The sequence below is a fragment of the Paludibacter sp. genome (genome assembly GCF_009712605.1).
GTDB lineage: Bacteria > Bacteroidota > Bacteroidia > Bacteroidales > Paludibacteraceae > Microbacter.
Genome location: NZ_WASO01000011.1, coordinates 21,662 through 42,142 on the forward strand (window position 1 = coordinate 21,662; position 20,481 = coordinate 42,142).

Annotated in this window: 21 protein-coding genes and 2 tRNA genes; 15 read left to right on the plus strand and 8 right to left on the minus strand. The window is 42.7% G+C overall.

Annotated features, from left to right (window positions below; translation table 11 throughout):
- Positions 1-16 precede the first annotated feature (16 nt).
- The 5 genes from F8N35_RS09610 to prmC form a co-directional block, all read right to left on the minus strand.
- A complete protein-coding gene (locus F8N35_RS09610; RefSeq protein WP_293051973.1) occupies positions 17-769 on the minus strand; it encodes a UDP-2,3-diacylglucosamine diphosphatase in 753 nt (250 codons plus the stop codon).
- Positions 770-807: 38 nt separating this feature from the next.
- The gene (locus F8N35_RS09615) at positions 808-2,031 is read right to left on the minus strand and encodes a hypothetical protein (protein WP_293051976.1); all 1,224 of its coding nucleotides are present in this window, start codon (positions 2,029-2,031) and stop codon (positions 808-810) included.
- Positions 2,032-2,111: 80 nt separating this feature from the next.
- Positions 2,112-2,426 (minus strand): iron-sulfur cluster assembly protein, encoded by a 315-nt coding sequence (locus tag F8N35_RS09620; protein WP_068702084.1) that lies wholly within the window; start codon positions 2,424-2,426, stop codon positions 2,112-2,114.
- 99 nt (positions 2,427-2,525) lie between these two features.
- Positions 2,526-2,987 carry a regulatory protein RecX gene (locus tag F8N35_RS09625; protein ID WP_293051979.1) on the minus strand — a complete coding sequence of 154 codons (462 nt, stop codon included), beginning with the start codon at positions 2,985-2,987 and terminating at the stop codon, positions 2,526-2,528.
- A 21-nt stretch (positions 2,988-3,008) separates the two neighbouring features.
- Positions 3,009-3,851 carry a peptide chain release factor N(5)-glutamine methyltransferase gene (prmC, locus tag F8N35_RS09630; RefSeq protein WP_293051981.1) on the minus strand — a complete coding sequence of 281 codons (843 nt, stop codon included), beginning with the start codon at positions 3,849-3,851 and terminating at the stop codon, positions 3,009-3,011.
- 185 nt (positions 3,852-4,036) lie between these two features.
- Here prmC and F8N35_RS09635 point away from each other — a divergent pair, with 185 nt between their 5' ends.
- Positions 4,037-4,843: an MBL fold metallo-hydrolase gene (locus F8N35_RS09635; protein WP_068702078.1), complete on the plus strand. Its 807-nt coding sequence runs from the start codon at positions 4,037-4,039 to the stop codon at positions 4,841-4,843.
- Positions 4,844-4,848: 5 nt separating this feature from the next.
- On the opposite strand, the gene F8N35_RS09640 is transcribed toward F8N35_RS09635, so the two are convergent.
- Entirely contained in the window at positions 4,849-5,400 is a 552-nt protein-coding gene (locus F8N35_RS09640) for a TlpA disulfide reductase family protein (protein WP_293051984.1), read from the minus strand.
- A 219-nt stretch (positions 5,401-5,619) separates the two neighbouring features.
- On the opposite strand from F8N35_RS09640, the gene hisA reads away from it, so the two are divergent.
- The 4 genes from hisA to F8N35_RS09660 all read left to right on the plus strand — a co-directional run bounded on the left by hisA (position 5,620) and on the right by F8N35_RS09660 (position 9,620).
- Positions 5,620-6,339 carry a 1-(5-phosphoribosyl)-5-[(5-phosphoribosylamino)methylideneamino]imidazole-4-carboxamide isomerase gene (hisA, locus tag F8N35_RS09645; protein ID WP_293051987.1) on the plus strand — a complete coding sequence of 240 codons (720 nt, stop codon included), beginning with the start codon at positions 5,620-5,622 and terminating at the stop codon, positions 6,337-6,339.
- A gap of 144 nt (positions 6,340-6,483) precedes the next feature.
- Positions 6,484-7,080 carry a bifunctional phosphoribosyl-AMP cyclohydrolase/phosphoribosyl-ATP diphosphatase HisIE gene (gene hisIE / locus F8N35_RS09650; RefSeq protein ID WP_293051990.1) on the plus strand — a complete coding sequence of 199 codons (597 nt, stop codon included), beginning with the start codon at positions 6,484-6,486 and terminating at the stop codon, positions 7,078-7,080.
- 80 nt (positions 7,081-7,160) lie between these two features.
- A complete protein-coding gene (thrC, locus tag F8N35_RS09655) occupies positions 7,161-8,459 on the plus strand; it encodes a threonine synthase (RefSeq protein ID WP_293051991.1) in 1,299 nt (432 codons plus the stop codon).
- A 54-nt stretch (positions 8,460-8,513) separates the two neighbouring features.
- On the plus strand, positions 8,514-9,620 hold the full coding sequence (locus tag F8N35_RS09660) for a BamA/TamA family outer membrane protein (protein ID WP_293051993.1): 1,107 nt from the start codon (positions 8,514-8,516) through the stop codon (positions 9,618-9,620).
- 3 nt (positions 9,621-9,623) lie between these two features.
- Here F8N35_RS09660 and F8N35_RS09665 read toward each other — a convergent pair whose 3' ends face one another.
- A complete protein-coding gene (locus tag F8N35_RS09665; RefSeq protein WP_293051996.1) occupies positions 9,624-10,160 on the minus strand; it encodes an N-acetylmuramoyl-L-alanine amidase in 537 nt (178 codons plus the stop codon).
- 183 nt (positions 10,161-10,343) lie between these two features.
- On the opposite strand from F8N35_RS09665, the gene F8N35_RS09670 reads away from it, so the two are divergent.
- The 6 genes from F8N35_RS09670 to F8N35_RS09695 all read left to right on the plus strand — a co-directional run bounded on the left by F8N35_RS09670 (position 10,344) and on the right by F8N35_RS09695 (position 14,410).
- Entirely contained in the window at positions 10,344-11,891 is a 1,548-nt protein-coding gene (locus F8N35_RS09670) for a glycine--tRNA ligase (RefSeq protein ID WP_293051999.1), read from the plus strand.
- Between the two features lie 169 nt (positions 11,892-12,060).
- A tRNA-Thr gene (locus F8N35_RS09675) sits at positions 12,061-12,132 on the plus strand.
- A gap of 429 nt (positions 12,133-12,561) precedes the next feature.
- Positions 12,562-12,888, plus strand: coding sequence for a helix-turn-helix transcriptional regulator (locus F8N35_RS09680; protein WP_293052001.1), 327 nt, complete (start codon positions 12,562-12,564; stop codon positions 12,886-12,888).
- A 4-nt stretch (positions 12,889-12,892) separates the two neighbouring features.
- Positions 12,893-13,621: an ImmA/IrrE family metallo-endopeptidase gene (locus F8N35_RS09685; protein ID WP_293052004.1), complete on the plus strand. Its 729-nt coding sequence runs from the start codon at positions 12,893-12,895 to the stop codon at positions 13,619-13,621.
- Positions 13,614-14,144, plus strand: coding sequence for a hypothetical protein (locus tag F8N35_RS09690; protein ID WP_293052007.1), 531 nt, complete (start codon positions 13,614-13,616; stop codon positions 14,142-14,144). Before F8N35_RS09685 ends, F8N35_RS09690 begins: the two co-directional genes overlap by 8 nt.
- 191 nt (positions 14,145-14,335) lie before the next feature.
- Positions 14,336-14,410, plus strand: a tRNA-Thr gene (locus F8N35_RS09695).
- Between the two features lie 57 nt (positions 14,411-14,467).
- On the opposite strand, the gene F8N35_RS09700 is transcribed toward F8N35_RS09695, so the two are convergent.
- Entirely contained in the window at positions 14,468-14,953 is a 486-nt protein-coding gene (locus tag F8N35_RS09700) for a hypothetical protein (RefSeq protein ID WP_293052010.1), read from the minus strand.
- 327 nt (positions 14,954-15,280) lie between these two features.
- Here F8N35_RS09700 and F8N35_RS09705 point away from each other — a divergent pair, with 327 nt between their 5' ends.
- From F8N35_RS09705 to F8N35_RS09720, 4 genes are all read left to right on the plus strand, one after another.
- Positions 15,281-16,432, plus strand: a complete 1,152-nt coding sequence (locus F8N35_RS09705; RefSeq protein ID WP_293052013.1) for an iron-containing alcohol dehydrogenase — start codon at positions 15,281-15,283, stop codon at positions 16,430-16,432.
- A gap of 28 nt (positions 16,433-16,460) precedes the next feature.
- Positions 16,461-17,672: a DUF4105 domain-containing protein gene (locus tag F8N35_RS09710; RefSeq protein ID WP_293052016.1), complete on the plus strand. Its 1,212-nt coding sequence runs from the start codon at positions 16,461-16,463 to the stop codon at positions 17,670-17,672.
- Between the two features lie 88 nt (positions 17,673-17,760).
- Positions 17,761-19,365 carry an alkaline phosphatase family protein gene (locus tag F8N35_RS09715; RefSeq protein WP_293052019.1) on the plus strand — a complete coding sequence of 535 codons (1,605 nt, stop codon included), beginning with the start codon at positions 17,761-17,763 and terminating at the stop codon, positions 19,363-19,365.
- 109 nt (positions 19,366-19,474) lie between these two features.
- Positions 19,475-20,290, plus strand: coding sequence for a glycogen/starch synthase (locus F8N35_RS09720; protein ID WP_293052022.1), 816 nt, complete (start codon positions 19,475-19,477; stop codon positions 20,288-20,290).
- The last annotated feature ends 191 nt before the right edge of the window (positions 20,291-20,481 follow it).

A 20,481-nucleotide genomic window follows, 5' to 3' on the forward strand; every position in this document is an offset into this window, starting at 1 on the left:
AGGTAAGTAAGTCTGATTAGTTTTCTGCTTCAAAATGTTCGAGATAAAATTCTCCGTCTTCAAAAATGCCGTAGGTAAACTGAGTGAACCAATCGCCGATAATACACACACGACTGTCGTTTTTCAGCATCAGATCGAGAAGGATGTGTCGGTGACCAAAGACAAAAATATCAACTTTGGCACTTTCAGGAAAGGCTTTTGCATAACGCACAAGACACTCTTTGTCTTCTCCGAGATACCCGGCATAATCGTTGCGCTTCGGTTTCTGACGGTTAGACTTTGACCATCCCAGACCAAAGCCAAGGCCTAAACGCGGAGGAACATACGAGAAGAGTTTCTGGCAAATTTTATTGTGAAAGATAGTCTGGATCAACATTACGCTTTTGGAATGATCGCCCAGGCGGTCGCCGTGAGCCAGATAAAGCCGTTTACCATTCCAATCAACAATTTCAGGCCGACGGTGAACCGTCAGCCCGATTTCCTGTTCCAGATAACCAAATGTCCACATGTCGTGGTTACCTGTAAAATAGTGTATTTTAATGCCTTTATCCGATAGCTCCCCGAGTTTCCCCAGAAACCTGATGAATCCTTTTGGAACAACCGTCTTGTATTCAAACCAAAAATCAAACATATCGCCCAACAGGTACAAGGCTTCAGCATCGTCTTTGATAGAATCCAGCCAACGAACAAGTTTCTTCTCATGTTCGCGCGGATCTGCAACCAGTCGTGAACCTAAATGGGCATCGGATACAAAATATATACGTTTCACTCGTTACTCTGTTTCATTCGGATGGAATCAACCATCAGTTATCTACTCGGGGTATCTTCTGTTTTCTTGGGAGCTTCTTGTCTTGTTGGAACCGGCTGTGGCGTGCTTCGTTCCGAACTCTGGACACGGCTTCCCTCCTGACGTGAAGGTTGATTGTTACCTCTGCTCTGATATTGCCTTTGTCCATTATTGGAAGGCTGCACTTGCTGATTTTGAGGAGCCACAGTGGCCGGTTGACGGGTGTTCTGATTACCGGAACCCGACTGTTGCCAACGGCTTCCCTGACCGGCATCTCCACTATTCGTCTGCGCCGGACGGTTGTATGTATTTCCCTGACGGGTGCCCTGACTGTTCTGATTTGTATTCCCGTTATTCCATTGATTTTGAGTTCCACCCTGCGGTCTGGTAGTATTATTATTCGAAGGATTGACGGTGCCGCTGTTTCCCTGACCAGGATTTTGAGTCGGACGGTTGTAGGTACCATCCTGACGGGTGCCCTGACTATTCTGGTTAGAATTCCCGTTATTCCATTGATTCTGAGTTCCGCCCTGTGGTCTGGTGTTGTTATTATTTGAAGGACTTACAGTACCGCTGTTGCCCTGACCAGGGTTTTGATTTTGACGGTTGTATGAACCATCCGAACGTGAATTTTGATCTCTCTGATTGGAATTCCCGCCCTGATTCCATTGCTGGTTACCAGGTTGAGAAGACCTGCCGGGAGAACTATTCTGCCAGTTGTCGGACGAACGGCTACCATTCGTTTGGGGAGTAGAACTGCTTCTCGTACCCCGATTGTCATAGTTAGGATTCCGGCGAGAATTATAAAGATCATCATTGCGTGAGCTTCCTGACCTGTAACCGGATGGAGCTCTGTCGGGACGATAGGATCTTAAACTCTGCGAAGGTCTGTCGTTGAAATGATAAACCGAACTTGAGTAATCGCCTCTTCTATAGGCCCTGATATGTTGAGAATAATATCGTGTCGGGTTACGGTCATAAACAGAAACGATCACATAATTAGTATTATAACCAACATGATACCAATAAGGCAACTGAGGGCCGGAACGCCAAACACCTTCCTGATACCACCAGTATATGTTCAAATCGGGATTGAAGTAAAAGTTCAAATCCGGACAGAAATAGTAGGGATAGTAATTAACATAAGCTTCGCCGTAATCATCCGATACAGTTCCTGTAACAAAACAAGAAGAAAGGCTTATGGAAAGGATACATCCCACAACAAGTTTCAATAGATTTTTCATAGCCGTGTTTTTTAATATTGCCGAATTGAGTCCTTATGTATCTTAGACTCAAGAACAATCGAGATGTTTAATCCCTCTTCTCAAAGCAATCCCAATTCCAGCTTTGCTTCATCGCTCATCATATCACGATCCCAGGGAGGATCGAATACAAGGTTGATATTTACACCTTTAACACCCTCAACCGATTCTACTTTCATCTTTACATCTTCAAGAATAAAATCGGTAGCCGGACACCCTGGAGCAGTCAGTGTCATATCAATGTTTACATTACCGTCCTCGAGAACGTCTACTTTATAAATCAATCCAAGATCATATACGTTAACCGGAATTTCAGGATCGAAAACCGTACGCAACATCTTCACTATATTTTCTTCCTGTGCTAAAAATTCATTCATCGATAATTCAATTTTAATGTTGATTCGGGACGAAAACCTTAAAAAAGCAGTTCTGCATCCTGTTGTTTAACAATAGATGCAAAATTAACAGAATTCGTCTCATAAATTCATCTTTTTTATCAAACGATCAGCTACGTCATACTCAAAACCCCGTTGTAAAGCGAAATTCAACAATTTACCTCGTCTTTCGTAGTCACTTGCCGCCTTCACTTCCCGGACTTTTTTCCGCAGCAGTTCACTGAGCGTTTGCTCGTACAAAGATACATCCATTTCAGAAAAAACCCTTTCCAACAAACTGTCAGGTATCTTCTTCATCCGCAGAGCCTGAGTTATTTTCAGCTTTCCCCACTTGTTGAATCGTAGTTTGTCATTCACAAATGCACTGCAAAAACGCTCATTATCAATATATTTTTGTTCAACAAGATACGAAACAATTTTCTCTGACTGATCGGCATCGGCACCCCATAGCTGAAGTTTGGCTTCTATATCGGCACTACAAACCTCTTGCTTCGAACTGTAAGCAGCCGCTTTTTTCAATAATAAATCATACGGGATTTCCATAGCCAAAGTAGTCTTTTAAATTCAATTCTTTATTGCTTTTACCATTCTCGCGTTTCCGAAAAGGTCGGTACGCAGCTCCACAAAACCGAAGCCCATTTGCCGGAACAACTCAACCGTTTCTTTTCCTTTATCACGGTTAATCTCCACATACAAAGACCCTTCAGATTTCAATCTGGAGAGAGCTATTTTGCCGATTGCCTCATAAAACAACAACGGATTAGCATCCGGGACAAACAAAGCCATTGAAGGTTCAAAGTCCAACACATTCGACTGCATGGCTGATTTTTCATTTTCAAGCACATACGGCGGATTACTCACTATCACGTCAATTTGTTCAAGCGAATCTGCAAACAATTCTGACAGAACGTCCGCACAAAAAAAGCGAACATCCGCTTCGTTATCTTTTGCATTTTCCCGAGCCACCTCAAGCGCTTCCTCCGAAAGATCACAAGCCCGGACTTCGGCTTCAGAAAGATTCTTCGCCAGCGCAATGGCGATGCATCCGCTACCGGTACAAAAATCTATGATAGAACACGCGGTGTCTTTGTAGTCATTCTTTATCCACTCCACCAACTCTTCCGTTTCGGGCCGGGGAATCAGCACCCGGCGGTCGACCTTAAATTTGAGCCCATAGAATTCGGTTTCGCCCAACACATATTGCAACGGTTCCTGTGTCCGCAACCGGTCGATGCAGTGCGAAATTTGTTGCTGTTGCTCGTCAGTCAAAACCAACGCACTATCGGATAATAACTGAACCCGCGAGAGTCCGGTTACATGTTCACAAAGGGCAATTGCAACAGCCCTGGCTTCATTAGCTGAGAAAATGGGAGCCAATTCACTAATGACATTTTTGATAATATTCATCCGTAGAAAATTTATTTTACCATCGGTAGAAACCAATCGGAATTACCCTGCATGTTCCGTTTTAAGAAACTGCATAGTATTGCAAATTTACAAAAAAGAAACAGGAGTGATCCTTCCTGTTATTTTTAAGAGTTAGTTCAACCCTTTTTTTGTTACCTTTGCACTCCAAATTTAAAACACGGGAAATGGACAAATTACGGTTTATCAGTTTTGCAAGCGGAAGTAGCGGAAATTGCTTTTTTGTGGGCAATGCAACTCAGGGCATACTGATAGACGCGGGAATCGGCATTCGCACCATGAAAAAACGACTAAAAGAGATTGGTCTCGAATTCTCGGACATTCTCGGCGTTTTCATCACTCACGACCATTTCGACCACATTAAGTCGGTAAAGCCACTGGTAGATAAGTTGTTAATTCCCATCTACGGAACAAAGGAAACGCTTTCCTCCATCGCACAACTTCAGCAACTTGGAAGCCAGTTTATCGCCGGACAAAAAATTATCTCCAAAGAAGAACCTGTTTCCATTGGAGACTGGAAAATCACCGCTTTCGAGGTTTCGCACGATGGCACCGATAACGTTGGATACAGCGTTGAATATAAAGGACATACTTTTACGCTGGCAACTGACCTTGGCTATGTTTGCGAAAATTCTGCCCGGTACATTTCCGATGCCGATTACCTGGTTCTCGAAGCCAACTACGATGAAGAGATGCTGGCAAACGGGCCGTACCCCTATATGTTACAGGAACGTATCCGCAGCAATACCGGACACCTTAGCAACAGCGACGCCGGCCGTTTTCTCGCCGACAACTATTCGGATAAACTGAAATATATCTATCTCTGCCACCTGAGCCATTCCAACAACCTGCCTGAACTTGCCTATTGCACTGTAAGCGAATTACTGGCCGACAAAGGAATCATTGCCGGCAAGGATGTGGAACTTGTTACGCTCGAACGTACGTCTCCCTCCAAATTGTACGTTTTCGAATAAATCGACTATTTGAGCAACTCTTCCAGTTTTGCCACCATCGATTTGAATTCGGTCTCATTGTAAAGCCTTGTCATAAAGACTATTTTACCCTCTTTATCGATGATAACATTTCGTGTAACGCCGGCTTCTTTATCGGCATACAACTGAAAATGTGCAGCGCCGGGATCAAGCGCCATCGGATAGGTGATACCGGTAGAAAGTGTAAAATTTTTAGCTACGTCGAGCGGCTCGTCACGGTCTATCGCATAAAGAGCAAACGAAGGATTCGATTTCCAGCGTTGCCATATATCTTTCTCAATAAAAGGCATTTCTTTCCGGCAAACGCCACACCAACTGGCGGTGAACTGCAACATCACCACCTTTCCGCGTAACGACCACAAATTAACGGTACGTCCATCGGTCAATGTCATGGTAAACCCTGGAGCTGTCTGTCCTAGTTTCACAATGTAGCCTCTGTCTGCCGGTTCCTGATTGGAAGACACCGAAGCACTTTGAGCATACAGGCTGCCCGCAATCGCGCCCATAAAAAGCGCCAACAAAATTTTTCTCATATTCATTTTTATGTTCATTTATTCGTATAAATATTCGGTATATTTTTTCGTATCCTATTCATTTTCAATATGAATTATCAATCACAAAAAGCATCCAGGCATGATAAAAAACTATATTTCAATAATTTGCCATTATACCACAAAGTGATAGCGCTTTATGCAAAGAATTCAACCGAAAAAGAGTAACTTTGCAAAGTTATTAAAACGTTTTTGATTGACCAGTAGATGATTGAAATTATTCCCGCCATAGACATCATAGAGGGCAAATGTGTCCGACTTTCTCAGGGCGACTACCAGCAGAAAAAAGTCTATAACGAACAGCCGCTTGAAGTGGCCAAAGAGTTTGCCGATGCCGGTATCCGCCGACTGCATGTAGTCGATTTGGATGGTGCCAAGGCACAGCATATTGTCAATCATAAAGTGCTCGAAAGCATTGCTACTCATACCGATTTGGTAATCGATTTCGGAGGTGGACTCAAAAGCGACGACGACCTTCGCATCGCTTTTGAATGCGGAGCGGCGATGGTAACCGGAGGCAGTATTGCCGTGAAACAGCCAGAGGGTTTCTCTCACTGGATTGAACGTTACGGTGCCGAACGCATCATTTTGGGTGCCGACGTGCACAACGAGAAAATTGCCGTAAGCGGCTGGCTCGAAACCACCGATAACGACCTGATGCCTTTCATTGAAGGTTATTGCAAAAAAGGCATTCAAAAGGTCTTGTGTACCGATATTGCCAAAGACGGCATGTTGACGGGAACTTCGGTGGAATTGTACAAAAAAATAATGGCTCACTTCCCGGCACTGCAACTGATTGCAAGCGGGGGGGTTAGCAGCATTGCCGACATCGAAGCGCTCGATGAAGCCGGCATTCCATCAGTGGTTTTCGGAAAAGCCATCTATGAAGGACGCATCAAATTATCAGAATTACAACGATTTATATAAAGAAAAGATTCATTTCTCTTTCAAATAACGATTATGAAACGAACATGTTGCTTAACAACACCCGAAAGGTCCCGATAGCTATCGGGAAATAATTCCCAGCAACATGAAGTTCCATACTTCCTTAGACGAAAAAATTATTATAGTATGAAATTAGATTTCGCAAAAGGCAACGGCCTGATTCCTGCCATCATTCAGGATGCCGTCACCAATAAAGTGCTCATGTTGGGATACATGAACGAAGAGGCTTACGAAAAAACAGTGACCACCAAACAGGTAACGTTTTTCAGCCGTACCAAAAACCGTCTGTGGACAAAAGGAGAAGAAAGCGGCAATTTCCTGAATGTCGTTTCGATGGCTCCAGATTGCGATAACGATACATTGCTTATCAAAGTGCATCCGGTAGGACCGGTTTGCCATACCGGCGACGATACCTGCTGGGGTGAAACCAACAGCAACGACATCCAGTTCCTCGCTTATTTGCAGGACTTTATCGACAAACGCAAAAAAGAGATGCCCGAAGGTTCGTACACCACTTCGCTGTTCAACAAAGGCATCAACCGCATGGCTCAAAAGGTAGGTGAAGAAGCCGTAGAAACAGTTATCGAAGCCACCAACGGCACCGACGACCGCATGATTTACGAGGCTTCCGACCTGATTTATCACCTCATCGTTTTGCTGGCATCGAAAGGATATCGCATCGAAGATTTAGCAAACGAATTGAAAAAGAGACACAAAGAGTAAAATGTGAAGATTTGGAAATTTGAGAATGTGAAAATAAAACATCCTCAAATCCTCAAATCCTCAAATCCTCAAATTGACAGATGAACTATTACAGCACCAACCACCAGTCGCCGATAGCTTCGTTGCAGGAGGCCGTTGTGAAAGGACTGGCACCCGATAAAGGGCTTTACATGCCTGAAAAAATCAAGGCTTTGCCTGCCGAATTTTTCGAAACAATCGACCAACTCTCTTTTCAGGAAATTGCCTATCGCGTTGCCGATGCATTTTTCGGAGAAGACATCGAGGCCGATACCCTGAAGCAAATCGTTTACGATACGCTCAGTTTTGAAACTCCGGTTGTCAAGGTGGAAGAAAACATCTACAGCCTTGAACTTTTCCACGGTCCGACACTCGCGTTCAAAGACGTGGGCGGCCGCTTTATGGCTCGTTTGCTGGGATATTTCATCAAAAAACAAGGGCAAACCGACGTCAACGTGCTGGTGGCCACTTCGGGCGATACCGGAAGCGCAGTTGCCAACGGATTTCTTGGGGTAGAAGGCATTCACGTTTATGTGCTATACCCGAAAGGATTGGTGAGCGAAATTCAGGAGAAACAATTCACCACGCTGGGCAAAAATATCACGGCTCTGGAAATCGACGGCACTTTCGACGATTGCCAGCGTATTGTTAAATCGGCCTTTATGGACGAAGAGCTGAATGCCAAACTGAACCTGACTTCGGCCAACTCAATCAACGTGGCGCGTTTCCTCCCACAGGCATTTTACTATTTCAATGCTTACGCTCAACTCAAAAAACAGGGCAAAGCCGACAATCTGGTAGTTTGCGTACCGAGCGGTAACTTCGGCAACATCACCGCCGGACTTTTCGGCAAACGGATGGGATTACCTATCAAACGTTTTATCGCGGCCAACAATCAGAACGACATTTTCTTACAATATCTCGAAACGGGAAAATATTCTCCCCGTCCTTCGGTGGCTACTATTGCCAACGCCATGGACGTAGGCGATCCGAGCAACTTTGCCCGCGTACTTGACCTTTACGGCAATTCGCACGAAAAGATCTCGGCTGACATCTCCGGCTGCCGTTACCTCGACGAACAGATCTGTGCAACGGTAAAGAGCTGCTACCAATCGACCGGTTATCTGCTTGATCCTCACGGAGCCTGCGGTTATCAGGCCTTAAAAGAAGGTTTGAAGGAAGGAGAAACAGGGGTTTTCCTCGAAACGGCTCATCCCGCAAAATTCGTAGGAACCGTAGAAGCAATTATTGGCGAAAAAGTTTCTATTCCTGAAAAGTTGCAGGAATTCATGAAAGGAGAAAAACTCAGCATCGAACTGTCAAAAGAGTTTGCCGATTTCAAGAAATTCTTGTTGCAATAACTATATTTGCATATCCCATCTTTCAAACGGCGGGATGATTAATTGGTATGCAAAATGAGAAAGCGATACATATTGACTATCATAACATCAGTTTTATCGCTCTATTCTGCCTGCGGAATAAATATTGATTCGCTGCTGAATAAAATAAGCAGGCTGAGTTTTTATTGCATTCCCACTTTGTCTTACCAGAAGGAAACAGGCAATCTTTTCGGAATCAACGGAGGTTATTATTTTCGGTTTATCGATTCCACAAAAATCAGTAGCCTTTCTTTCAACGATGTATTCACTCAGAAACATCAATATTCGGTCAGTTTCTCTCCCCGCCTCTACTTGGGTGGAGGAGGCAAATGGACCCTTTTCGGCAATATTTCGGCACAAAAATTCCCTGCCAGTTTTATTGGTATAGGCAACGATCATCATAAGTTTCTAAAAGATCCGATCGCTTATACTTCCCGTAATTATTCCTTCAATTTCCAATTTCAGCGATTCCTGAGCAAACACCTGAGTTTCGGGCTGCTGTTTTCTCTTCAAAGCGAAAAACCCGTTTTGGAAGACAGCCTGAAATTCAAGGCTATGGGCGTTCATGTAACCGGATGGAAGCCCTATTTCTTATTGGGTGGCGGTGGTGTAGTCACTTACGACTCGCGAGACAATCTTTTTTATCCTACTAAAGGAATACTGGGAAGTGCCAGTCTCGTCCATTTCGATCCACTTTGGGGAAGCTCTTATGATATCGTGCAAATAGAACTCGATTTTCGCCAGTACATTGCACTTTACAAACAACATGTTTTTGCATGGCAATTTGTAACCGACTGGCGACTAGGAAATTCCATCCCGTTTCAGATGCTGACCACCATCGGAAGCAACCAACTGTTGAGAGGAATACCCGGAGGTCTATTCCGCGACAATGTGATGGCGGCTATTCAGGGAGAATACCGGTTCCCTCTTTACAAAAATATACGGGGTGCCATTTTCGGTTCTTCGGGTGATGTATTCAACAGTTGCGATCTGAGCATTGACCGTTTGAAAACTTCTTACGGAGCCGGGATCCGGTTTCGGCTCACACGGGGTAAAATCAATATAAGTGGACGTTGGGACATAACCCGCACCAACTACGACAAAGGAATACAGTTGTATTTCACTGCCCTGGAAGCGTTCTGAATCCTACTTTATCAAACTGTTGAATTTTTGCCAGTCGAACAGCCATGGATCGGTCTTTCGTTTGGGCGCAATGTCGCTGTGACCAACAATGTATTTTATCGGATAACGGGTCTTGATATCTTTCACCAATTCGGCCAGGGCCTTGTATTGAAGATCGGTAGGCGGATCGGTAGGCGAGTTGAGTAGTTCGATGCCGATAGAAGAACCGTTGAGCATCTTTCTTCCGTTTTGCGGAAGAACGCTTCTTCCGGCCTGATATGCAATATCTTTTTCTGCTACAAGTCGATAAATATTCCCCTGACGGTCAATCATATAATGAGATGCCACTTTGTAGTGTTGAAACACATCGATGGCACATTTCACATCATAGGGATCGCCATCCAGACAACGGGTTGAATGAATTACGATTATATCGACATTGCGCGAAGGTTTGGCGTGATATCCGAGATGAACCCGGGAAGTGTAGTCAATAACCAAAGGAGGATTGGCCAAAGCTGTAAATGCGAAAACGAATGCGGCAAAGAAACTGAATGCTCTCATACTTATCAAAATAGAATGCAAAGGTAATCGTTTTACGAATGACAAAAAAATCGTAACTTTGTAGTCCGGTTTTTGAAACCGAATGTATTGACAATTGCCGGTTTACTTTCGGATAGTAATCATTTTCGTCAAAGTAAATTCAAAACGAACAATTTATCGATTAACGATTCAACATATTCAAAAATGGCACAACAAGAAGACGTTTTTAAGAAATTAGTCGCACACTGTAAAGAATACGGTTTTGTGTTCCCTTCAAGCGAAATTTACGACGGACTTGGAGCCGTATACGATTACGGACAAAACGGCGTTGAACTGAAAAACAATATCAAACGCTACTGGTGGGACAGCATGGTGTTGCTCCACGAAAATGTAGTGGGCATCGATGCTGCTATCTTTATGCACCCAACCACCTGGAAAGCTTCGGGTCACGTGGATGCGTTCAACGATCCGCTCATCGACAACAAAGACTCTAAAAAACGTTACCGTGCCGACGTTCTGATTGAAGACCTGCTGGCAAAATACGACGATAAAATTGAGAAAGAGGTAGAGAAAGCCGCCAAACGTTTCGGCGAATCGTTTGATGCAGCGCTTTACCGTCAGACCAATCCCCGCGTACAGGAACACCAGGCAAAACGTGACGAAATTCACGCTCGTTTTGTAAAGGCTCTGAACGATAGCGATCTGGCTGAACTGAAACAAATTATCGTTGACTACGAAGTGGTTTGCCCCATCAGCGGAACCAAAAACTGGACAGACGTTCGTCAGTTCAACCTGATGTTCTCTACCGAAATGGGTTCTACTGCCGATGGTGCAATGAAAATCTACCTTCGTCCCGAAACTGCTCAGGGTATTTTCGTGAACTACCTCAACGTACAGAAAACCGGCCGTATGAAGATTCCTTTCGGTATCGCTCAGATCGGAAAAGCTTTCCGTAACGAAATCGTTGCCCGTCAGTTCATCTTCCGTATGCGTGAGTTCGAACAAATGGAGATGCAATTCTTCGTACGCCCTGGCACCGAAATGGAATGGTTCAAAAAATGGAAAGAAACCCGTCTGAAATGGCACAAAGCGCTCGGACTTGGCGACCACAAATATCGTTTCCACGATCACGACAAACTGGCTCACTATGCTAATGCCGCTACCGATATCGAATTCGAAATGCCGTTTGGTTTCAAAGAAGTGGAAGGTATCCACTCTCGCACCGATTTCGACCTTAGCAGCCACGAAAAATATTCGGGCAAAAGCATCAAATATTTCGATCCCGAACTCAACGAATCATACACTCCGTACGTTATCGAAACCTCGATTGGTGTTGACCGTACGTTCCTCTCCATCATGGCAGCTTCGTATACCGAAGAACAGCTCGAAAACGGAGAAAGCCGCGTGGTGTTGAAACTCCCGGCAGTATTGGCTCCGATCAAACTGGCCGTAATGCCATTGGTAAAAAAAGACGGACTGCCCGAAAAAGCACGCGAAATCATGAACAGTCTCAAGTTCGACTTCAAATGCCAGTACGACGAAAAAGATTCCATCGGGAAACGCTACCGCCGTCAGGATGCCATCGGTACTCCTTTCTGCGTAACAGTAGACCATGACTCATTAACCGATAACACAGTAACCATCCGCTACCGTGACACCATGCAACAGGAACGTGTTCCTGTAGAAAAACTGCATGAAATAATCGGACAGAAAGTTTCGATGAAGGAACTGTTCAAGAAGATTGTTGAATAAGATGCACAACAATTATTAACCCATTGAAGCGGCTGAAGATGAATCTTTCAGCCGCTTTTGTTTTATAATTATCATTCTCCGGTATTCCGACATCTGATCAAACCCGCAATAAAAACAGATTAAATTTGGTCAGAAATTAATTTTGCATTAATTTTGTGCTCCCAATCAAGCCTCTTTAGCTCAGTGGTAGAGCAGCTCACTCGTAATGAGCAGGTCGAGGGTTCAACTCCCTTGAGAGGCTCAAACTTATGGAAATACCCCGTATAAATCAATGGTTTATACGAGGTATTTTTTTTGACACAGTTTATTACACTATTCAGAAGAGTATTTTTTAAAAAACGGACTCCCCCCCTTCTATAAGCCTATATACATATAACCAAATAAGTTATTTTCGCATAAAGAAACGCCAAACGGGCTAATATCCTTTGGCTCTTCTATTAATATCGTTGCAATTTGAGTGCTTTGAGTCAAATTTAGTTTCCTTATTCCATTTACGAGGACACACTTATTTTGACATATAAAACACATAACCAATATATTAAATCAATAAAATATAGTATTGGCAATAATATTATACGTTGCAAATATTGCATAATGCAAATTTATTTCATACCTTTGCAACGTCTAATCCCATTGATCAACCAATTCAATCAAACTAAACCCACGCATTATGAAAGCGCTTATCGGAGCTAACTTAAAGCTATTTAGAGAAGCAGCAAATTATACTCAAATTTACGTTGCTACATTTTTGGGTATTGATAGAGGAGCCTATGCTAATTATGAAACTGGAGCTCGCGAAATGCCCTATGAATTGATGGAGAAAGTATGCAATCTCTATGGTATACCTTTATCGTCACTTTTTGAAGAAGATCCTATAAAAATTGAGAATGAATTATTTTGCGCATTTAGAGTAGAAAACCCTAATGTATCAGATATAAACGAAATATCTCAATTTAAGACGATTGTCAGAAACTACCTAAAGATGTGTTCTTATTAAACCAATGGAAAAAATTGACTATCGAGAAATTGCATACCAAGCCGAGAAATTCAGAAATGATTATGCATTGAATAATAGCGAGCCTATCAACTGCAAGGCGTTATTATGGAAACTGAATATTTTAACGGTCTACAAGCCTTTATCAAGTAACTTCTCCGGCATGTGTCTAAAAAAGAATGACACTCGGTTTATGCTAATTAATTCAGATAATCCAAGAGGAAGACAACATTATACTATTGCACATGAACTTTATCACCTTTATGTGCAAACAGACTTCACCCCCCATATCTGTAATCCAGATACTTCAAGGATAGATGATATTAATGAAAAGAAAGCAAATGTCTTTGCGGCACATCTTCTTATGCCTGAAAACGGATTAAGAAATACAATACCAGAAGGTGAGCTAAAAAGCAAATCTTTATCTATCTCGACCATTTTAAAATTAGAACAAATCTATTCTGTATCTCACTCTGCGATGTTGAACCGTTTATTGTTTCTTGGTTTCTTAACCAAAGAGCAATATGATGTTTTCAATAGCCTAAAAATACAACAAGTAGCTCTTGAGTATGGATTTGGATTAGATTTATACAAAAAGGGTAATGAAGGTGTAATTATTGGAGATTACGGAGTTAGAGCTAAAGATTTATTTTCTCAATCGAAAATTTCTGAAAGCCATTATTATGAGCTAATGAATGCTATAGGATTTGACCCTACAACTGATACAAATGAATAAGAAGGTCAAAATAGTTATAGATTCAGATGTAATTATACACTTCATTAAAGGTGAAGAATTACCTATTTTACACCAAATATTTCCCCAATATCAATATGTTATTCTTGATATAGTCGTTAATCAAGAACTCAATAAAAATTTCCAAACAAGACAATATCTTGAAAGGTACACTCAATCATTCAAAGGCAACATTTCGATCATAAAATGGAGTCCCACTCTTGAGATGACCAAAGAGTTTGCCTTTCTAAGAAATAAATATGGTTTAGGAGAGAGTGCCTCAATGGTCTATTGCAAATACAATCAAGACGTTATTGCTAGTAGCAATATTACTGAAATTACGGATTATTGTAATAAAAATGACATACAATATGTAACAACTATGGATTTACTCTATAGGGCTTTCAAAAACAGCATATTGACGGAAATAGAATGTGATGAGTTTATAACAAAAGTCATAAGCGGCGGGAGTAAATTGCCTGTAACAAAGATATCGCAATTTAGACCGCGAGAGCTATATTTATAATCCACCTAATCCAACAGATCAATAGATTCCTGTTTCACTTCTTCATCAATGTCATAATACTCGGGTAAAGGCTTTGCTTCCTTTTACGTGTCCTGACATACTCCCAATGACATCATCCTTTACTTTCTTACAATAAAGTACAACTGTCCATGCGAGAGCTTACAACGCTATAATTTTGTGCTCCCAATCAAGCCTCTTTAGCTCAGTGGTAGAGCAGCTCACTCGTAATGAGCAGGTCGAGGGTCCAACTCCCTTGAGAGGCTCCACAAAAAAACGCGTTGCAAGAAAACTCTTACAACGCGTTTTGTTATATTCTGTATCTGCTACTTGACCGGAATAACCAATTTTAAAGGAGCCGTTGTATACTGAGAGGTAGAAACCACAGAAAATGTCACTCCTGATGTTTTGGTTGCTTTCTTAGCAAGATATTGTACATTAAAAGTAATGGAACCAATATTAAGATCCGACAGATACAAATAACCTTTGGATATATCCGTTTGACTATTATTCAAAATACTACCTGCATTAATTGATGCCAGATCAGGGAAAGTAATTGCCGAGTATGTTGTGTCATTTGCAACCTGAACACTTACCAAAGGATTTGAAAGCCCCTGAGCAATAACACAGAAATTTAAGACATCCCCGACATGCAATGTATCGAGAGTTGATGTGGCTGTAAGATTCACTCCATTTAAAGAAGTTGCTGCTACACTTATCTGCGGAGAATAATCAGAATCTCCTGCACCGATCTTGCAAGAGGTCAACAAAAACACTCCCAATAAACTAAAAAGAAATATCTGTTTCTTCATATGATAATAAATTTGATGTTTGGTTAATTATTTCTATCTCTCAAACCTGACATTTGCTTTCGGCAGGACGTAAGAATAGTAAACACAAGATAGTTTAATAGACGGTTATTTTGAAGAAATGTTGCATTTGGATCTGTATATTAACTTTTTTTGTCGTATCTATGAGTAAGATGCCGTTTGCCTTTTTTACAAACAATTGCCACTGAAAAAAGTATTGTATCTTTGCACGGTAAATTCTTCGCGATCATGCAAAATCAGGAAGATTATTTTCCAAAGCATCCCCGTTGAGAGACTATTTCCCAAACTTAATCGATAATTTTCTTACTTATGAATAATTTTGTTTTTCAAAATCCCACAAAGCTTATTTTCGGCAAAGGAACCATCGCATCGCTCGCGACTGAAATCCCTGCCGATAAAAAAATATTGATGACCTATGGCGGCGGCAGCATCAAAGCCAATGGAGTATACGATCAGGTAAAAGAAGCCCTGAAAAATCATTCCGTAACAGAATTTGCCGGTATTGAGCCAAATCCTACTTACGAAACATTGATCAAAGCCGTTGAGATTGTAAAGGAACAAAAAATTGATTTCTTGCTGGCAGTAGGCGGCGGTTCGGTAATCGACGGAACCAAATTTATTGCAGCCGCAGTTGTTTACAATGGCGATCCATGGGATCTTTTATTAGACCAGAATAAAATTACGGATGCACTTCCTCTGGCTTCGGTATTAACCCTTCCTGCTACCGGCTCGGAAATGAACGGTAACGCGGTTATCTCTAAAAAAGCTACCCACGAGAAGCTGGCTTTCGGTAGTATAAAAGCTAATCCGGTTTTCTCCATCCTCGATCCGGAAGTGACATATTCGCTTCCTAAACGGCAGGTTGCAAACGGCATTGTAGATACCTTCGTGCATGTTTGCGAACAGTATCTCACTTACCCTTCGCAGGCTATGGTACAGGATCGCTTTGCCGAAGGAATCCTTTCGACACTCACCGAACTGGGAGAGAAGGTTGTCGCCGAAAATACCAATTATGATCTAATGTCTAACTTCATGTACAGCGCGACATTGGCCCTCAACGGATTTATTGCGATGGGAGTACCTCAGGACTGGGCTACCCACTCCATCGGTCACGAACTTACCGCATTCCACGGTCTGGATCATGCCGTTACGCTGGCAATTGTTCAGCCGTCGCTTTGGAGAGTTATGCGCGAAGAGAAAAAAGCAAAACTGCTTCAATATGGCGAACGGGTGTGGAACATCACGACAGGTTCGGACGATGAAAAGGTGGAAGCTGCTATCGCCAAAACGGAAAATTTTTATCGCAGTGTCGGCATTAAAACCAAGCTGAGCGAATACGGAATCGGAAGCGAATCATTTAATAGCATTGTAGAAAGATTTGAACAACGGGGATGGAAACTGGGCGAAAACGGTACAATTACTCCCGACAAAGTCCGTGAAATCCTGAACGGATGCCTATAAGGCCTGTTTATTACTAATTTTTGTATCAATGCGCAAACCAATCATCCTCTTCCTGCTCTTCGTTTCAATCGTAAGCGCCGGAGCCGTCACTTTGTCCGACTCGGCTAAAGTGTCGCTCCTCACCTGTGGCCCCGGTTCGGAGCTTTACGCGAAATTCGGGCATTCCGCTATTCGCATATCCGATCCGGCGAACCATCTTGATATCAGTTTCAACTATGGATATTTTGACTATAATACCCCGGGGTTTTATTACAAATTTGTCAACGGAGAAACCGACTATCAACTGGGGGTTACCGAAACGTCGGAATTTATTCTTGAATACCAGCTCCGACAAATAAACATGTGGGAACAGGTGCTGAACCTGAAACAAAGCGAAAAACAGGCTCTGTTTGACGCATTGGTTGAGAATTATAAGCCCGAGCATCGATTCTACCGTTACAATTTTGTTTTCGACAACTGTGCCACACGCCCCCGCGACATGATTATCGGGGCAATCAAGGGGAAAATCACGTTCGATAAAAACCTAGAAAAGAAGAAGGAGACCTTTCAGCAACTCATAGATCTCTACACCGTGGATAGCCCGGCTATCCTTTTTGGTATTCACCTGATACTGGGAGCCCCTAAAGATAATGTTGCAACCTTTCAGCAAACCATGTTCCTGCCCGAACGGCTGATGCGTGCCGCAGCTACCGCACGGATTCAACGGGACAGCGCTATTGTTCCGTTAGTGAGTAGTTCGTCGCAACTGGTTACCGTGCAAGGGAAAGATATAAAACCGGCATTTAATTATATTCCCTGGATTTGCGTTCTGTTATTGTTAGTAACATTGTGGATTTGCTCAAAAGACAAACGCAATCGCAAGCTCTCGATTTGGTTCGATGCTATTTTATTCGGAATTGGAGGAGCTGCCGGCTTTATCATATTTTACCTGACATCTTTCTCCGTTCATCCGCTGGTATCTTCCAACTGGAATGTAGTGTGGTTGAATCCACTCTTGCTGTTTTTCGCGTTTACGGTTTGTTTTCGGCAAACCCGCAAATTTGCATTCTACCTGCAATTTCTATTCCTTGCCTGCGAGGTATTTATGCTGGCTGCCTTGTTTTTGCTGCCGCAAAACTTTGTGATAGCTGAGATTCTGTTGATTATTGTTTTGGCTTTACGCTCGATTATGTATTTGAGACTGAAAGGAGAATACTTTAGAGGTGTAGTCATTACAGATGGAAAAGCAAAAAAGAAATGAAACGAGCATTAAAACAGACATTTAATCCAAAAGACCATGTTCATTGCGAGTTCCATGCGACAACTAACTAAAGAATAAAAATGAACGCATGAAATCATTTTGCCTGTATGTAGCATTTTTTATCGGTCTGACAAGTTCAGTGTCTGCCGCGAACGAACCCGAACGACCGCGGTTGGTAGTCAATATTGTAATTGACGGGCTTCAGCCGGAACACCTGACCACCCTCTGGAATCTTTTCGACAAAGGAGGTTTTCGCCGTCTTTACAGTCAGGGAGCTGTTTGCCGCCACACATATTATCCGATTCTTTCGTGCGGAGCCGCAAGCGACTATGCCACTCTGGTCTGTGGCACGCCTCCGTTCTATCACGGCATCACCGGGAACCAGTATTACGATCGCACAACTGATAAGCTGGAATTAAGCCTGAAAGACCCTTCAGCTGCCGGCATTGGCACAACAGAAACGCTGTCTCCGAAACCTTTGCTTGCTTCTACCGTATCAGACGAATTGAAGATGAATAGTGGTGGAAAATCCAGAGTTTTCTCCATCGGAATCAACAGCCATGAAGCCATCATGCTTGCCGGCCATGCTGCCGATGGAGCAGTGTGGATTGATAACAACTCGGGGCATTTTGCTACCACCTCCTTCTACCCCCTGGGCTTGCCCCGCTGGGCCGATCAGATGAATGTTGACCATTCGCTAGAAACGACAATACTGGAAGACTGGTTCCCTTTATATCCGATTAATACTTACCTGTTTCCGCCCAAAAGAAAAGACGCCGCCAGAGGCTTTGTCTATTTCAACACCGGAAAAACAGTTTCGGAACGTGTGCAACATTTCAAGCGCACACCCTTTGTCAACCAGATTGTAAAAGATGCCGCTCTTAAAGCCGTTGCTACGGAAAAAATGGGAGCCGGCAGCGCAACAGATTATCTCGGACTACAGTTTTCCCTTCAAACAAATGGCGATGATGCGTTTGAACTGCTTTCGGCGGAGAAAGAAGACATGTACCTGCGACTGGATAAATACCTCACCGAACTGATTGATAAGATTGATCAAAGCGTCGGGTTGAGCCACACGTTGTTTGTGGTTACCGGTAGTCAGGGAGAGATTCATTCGCAAAATACGCTGGCCAGTTACAAGATAAGCGGTGGCACATTCGTTCCGTCAAGTTCGATGGCCTTGCTCAACCTTTACCTGATGGCTGTCTATGGTCAAAATCAGTGGGTTACCGGCTATTTCAACAAAAACATCTATCTCGACCGTAAATCTATCGAGAAAAAAGGAATTTCGATGAATGCCATCCAGCAACATTGCGCTGACTTTATGATGGAACTACAGGGAGTACAAACAGCATTCACTACCCAGGAGATACTTCGTTCGGATGGCAAGGGATATGATGAACAATCGCGAATGAAAAATTCTTATAATAAGAACCACTCCGGAGACGTAGTTTTCACACTGATGCCGGGATGGGTAGAAGCCGATGCATCAGGGAAAATCATATCGGCGAGCAACCGAAAAGAGTCTTATGTCCCGTTCATCCTGTTCGGTTATTCAATTAACTCACAAACCATTACTTCTGCCAATATTACAGACATTGCGCCAACGGTAAGTAATTTACTCCATATTCCCAGTCCGAATGCCTGTATCGGACGAAATCTCATACTTGTGTTAAATGAAGTAAAACATTGAAAAACCCGCTTTTGTATGTAAATTCTTAGAGAAATACTTGTGTGGTAAAACAAATTTTTTTATCTACCTTTGCGTTGTTTTTTTGACTTAATATACTTATTTCATCAATATGGGCGAAGCTACCAAAGTATTGTTTATCACGCAAGAAATCACTCCTTACTTGCCTGAATCAGAAATATCAACCATCTGTCGGCAATTACCGCAGGCGGTTCAGGACGGAGGAAAGGAAATTCGCACGTTCATGCCTAAGTTCGGTTGTATCAACGAGCGCCGTAATCAACTACATGAAGTACAACGACTTTCAGGGATGAATCTCATTATTGATGATACCGATCACCCTCTCATCATCAAGGTAGCGTCCATTCAGGCAGCCCGTATGCAGGTTTATTTTATAGACAACGATGACTATTTTCATCACCGCCAAACCGTGGCCGATGAGGATGGGGTGGAATACGAAGATAACAACGAAAGAACTATCTTTTTTGCCCGTGGTGTGCTGGAAACCGTAAAGAAACTCCGCTGGACTCCCGACGTGATTCACTGTCACGGATGGATGACGGCCCTGGTTCCTCTTTACATCAAGAAAGCATATCACGATGATCCTTTCTTCCGCAATTCAAAAATCGTTTATTCTGTTTATAACGACGACTTCAAAACTCCGTTCAAAGAAGGATACGATACGATATTACGTCTTGACGGTGTGGAAGATTCGGATTTGACTTCAATAAAGAATCAATCTGTAGATTTTGTTGCACTTTCGAAACTGGCTCTCGATTTTTCAGATGCAGCTATCGAAGGCAGTGAAACCATAAACGCCCAGGTGAAAGAATATGCTTCTGAGAAATTCTCCGATAAGTTTTTGTCACATCAAACCGCTGAAACCTATATTAAGGCGTACACCGACTTGTATGATAAAGTAATGTGATAAAAACCGGCAAGAGAATACGACAGATAACAATAAATTGTTTAGTTCTTCACTGATGAAACACTCCGGTCTGGTAACTGATCGCTTCGCTTCCAAAAAAACCGGATACGTGTTCTTTCATTCCTTAATGCTTAACAAATTATTATCATATGAAGCGAGCATGTTCTCAAAAACATCCAAGAAAATGATGC

What these genes read in the sequence shown, in the direction of transcription:
- F8N35_RS09640 (WP_293051984.1), bottom strand. Translation starts at nt 5,400, where the DNA reads ATGAATATGAGAAAAATTTTGTTGGCGCTTTTTATGGGCGCGATTGCG.
- F8N35_RS09690 (WP_293052007.1), top strand. Translation starts at nt 13,614, where the DNA reads ATGAATAAGAAGGTCAAAATAGTTATAGATTCAGATGTAATTATACAC.
- hisA (WP_293051987.1), top strand. Translation starts at nt 5,620, where the DNA reads ATGATTGAAATTATTCCCGCCATAGACATCATAGAGGGCAAATGTGTC.
- prmC (WP_293051981.1), bottom strand. Translation starts at nt 3,851, where the DNA reads ATGAATATTATCAAAAATGTCATTAGTGAATTGGCTCCCATTTTCTCA.
- hisIE (WP_293051990.1), top strand. Translation starts at nt 6,484, where the DNA reads ATGAAATTAGATTTCGCAAAAGGCAACGGCCTGATTCCTGCCATCATT.
- F8N35_RS09710 (WP_293052016.1), top strand. Translation starts at nt 16,461, where the DNA reads ATGCGCAAACCAATCATCCTCTTCCTGCTCTTCGTTTCAATCGTAAGC.
- thrC (WP_293051991.1), top strand. Translation starts at nt 7,161, where the DNA reads ATGAACTATTACAGCACCAACCACCAGTCGCCGATAGCTTCGTTGCAG.
- F8N35_RS09615 (WP_293051976.1), bottom strand. Translation starts at nt 2,031, where the DNA reads ATGAAAAATCTATTGAAACTTGTTGTGGGATGTATCCTTTCCATAAGC.
- F8N35_RS09700 (WP_293052010.1), bottom strand. Translation starts at nt 14,953, where the DNA reads ATGAAGAAACAGATATTTCTTTTTAGTTTATTGGGAGTGTTTTTGTTG.
- F8N35_RS09635 (WP_068702078.1), top strand. Translation starts at nt 4,037, where the DNA reads ATGGACAAATTACGGTTTATCAGTTTTGCAAGCGGAAGTAGCGGAAAT.
- F8N35_RS09665 (WP_293051996.1), bottom strand. Translation starts at nt 10,160, where the DNA reads ATGAGAGCATTCAGTTTCTTTGCCGCATTCGTTTTCGCATTTACAGCT.
- F8N35_RS09620 (WP_068702084.1), bottom strand. Translation starts at nt 2,426, where the DNA reads ATGAATGAATTTTTAGCACAGGAAGAAAATATAGTGAAGATGTTGCGT.
- F8N35_RS09720 (WP_293052022.1), top strand. Translation starts at nt 19,475, where the DNA reads ATGGGCGAAGCTACCAAAGTATTGTTTATCACGCAAGAAATCACTCCT.
- F8N35_RS09660 (WP_293051993.1), top strand. Translation starts at nt 8,514, where the DNA reads ATGAGAAAGCGATACATATTGACTATCATAACATCAGTTTTATCGCTC.
- F8N35_RS09715 (WP_293052019.1), top strand. Translation starts at nt 17,761, where the DNA reads ATGAAATCATTTTGCCTGTATGTAGCATTTTTTATCGGTCTGACAAGT.
- F8N35_RS09625 (WP_293051979.1), bottom strand. Translation starts at nt 2,987, where the DNA reads ATGGAAATCCCGTATGATTTATTATTGAAAAAAGCGGCTGCTTACAGT.
- F8N35_RS09705 (WP_293052013.1), top strand. Translation starts at nt 15,281, where the DNA reads ATGAATAATTTTGTTTTTCAAAATCCCACAAAGCTTATTTTCGGCAAA.
- F8N35_RS09670 (WP_293051999.1), top strand. Translation starts at nt 10,344, where the DNA reads ATGGCACAACAAGAAGACGTTTTTAAGAAATTAGTCGCACACTGTAAA.
- F8N35_RS09685 (WP_293052004.1), top strand. Translation starts at nt 12,893, where the DNA reads ATGGAAAAAATTGACTATCGAGAAATTGCATACCAAGCCGAGAAATTC.
- F8N35_RS09680 (WP_293052001.1), top strand. Translation starts at nt 12,562, where the DNA reads ATGAAAGCGCTTATCGGAGCTAACTTAAAGCTATTTAGAGAAGCAGCA.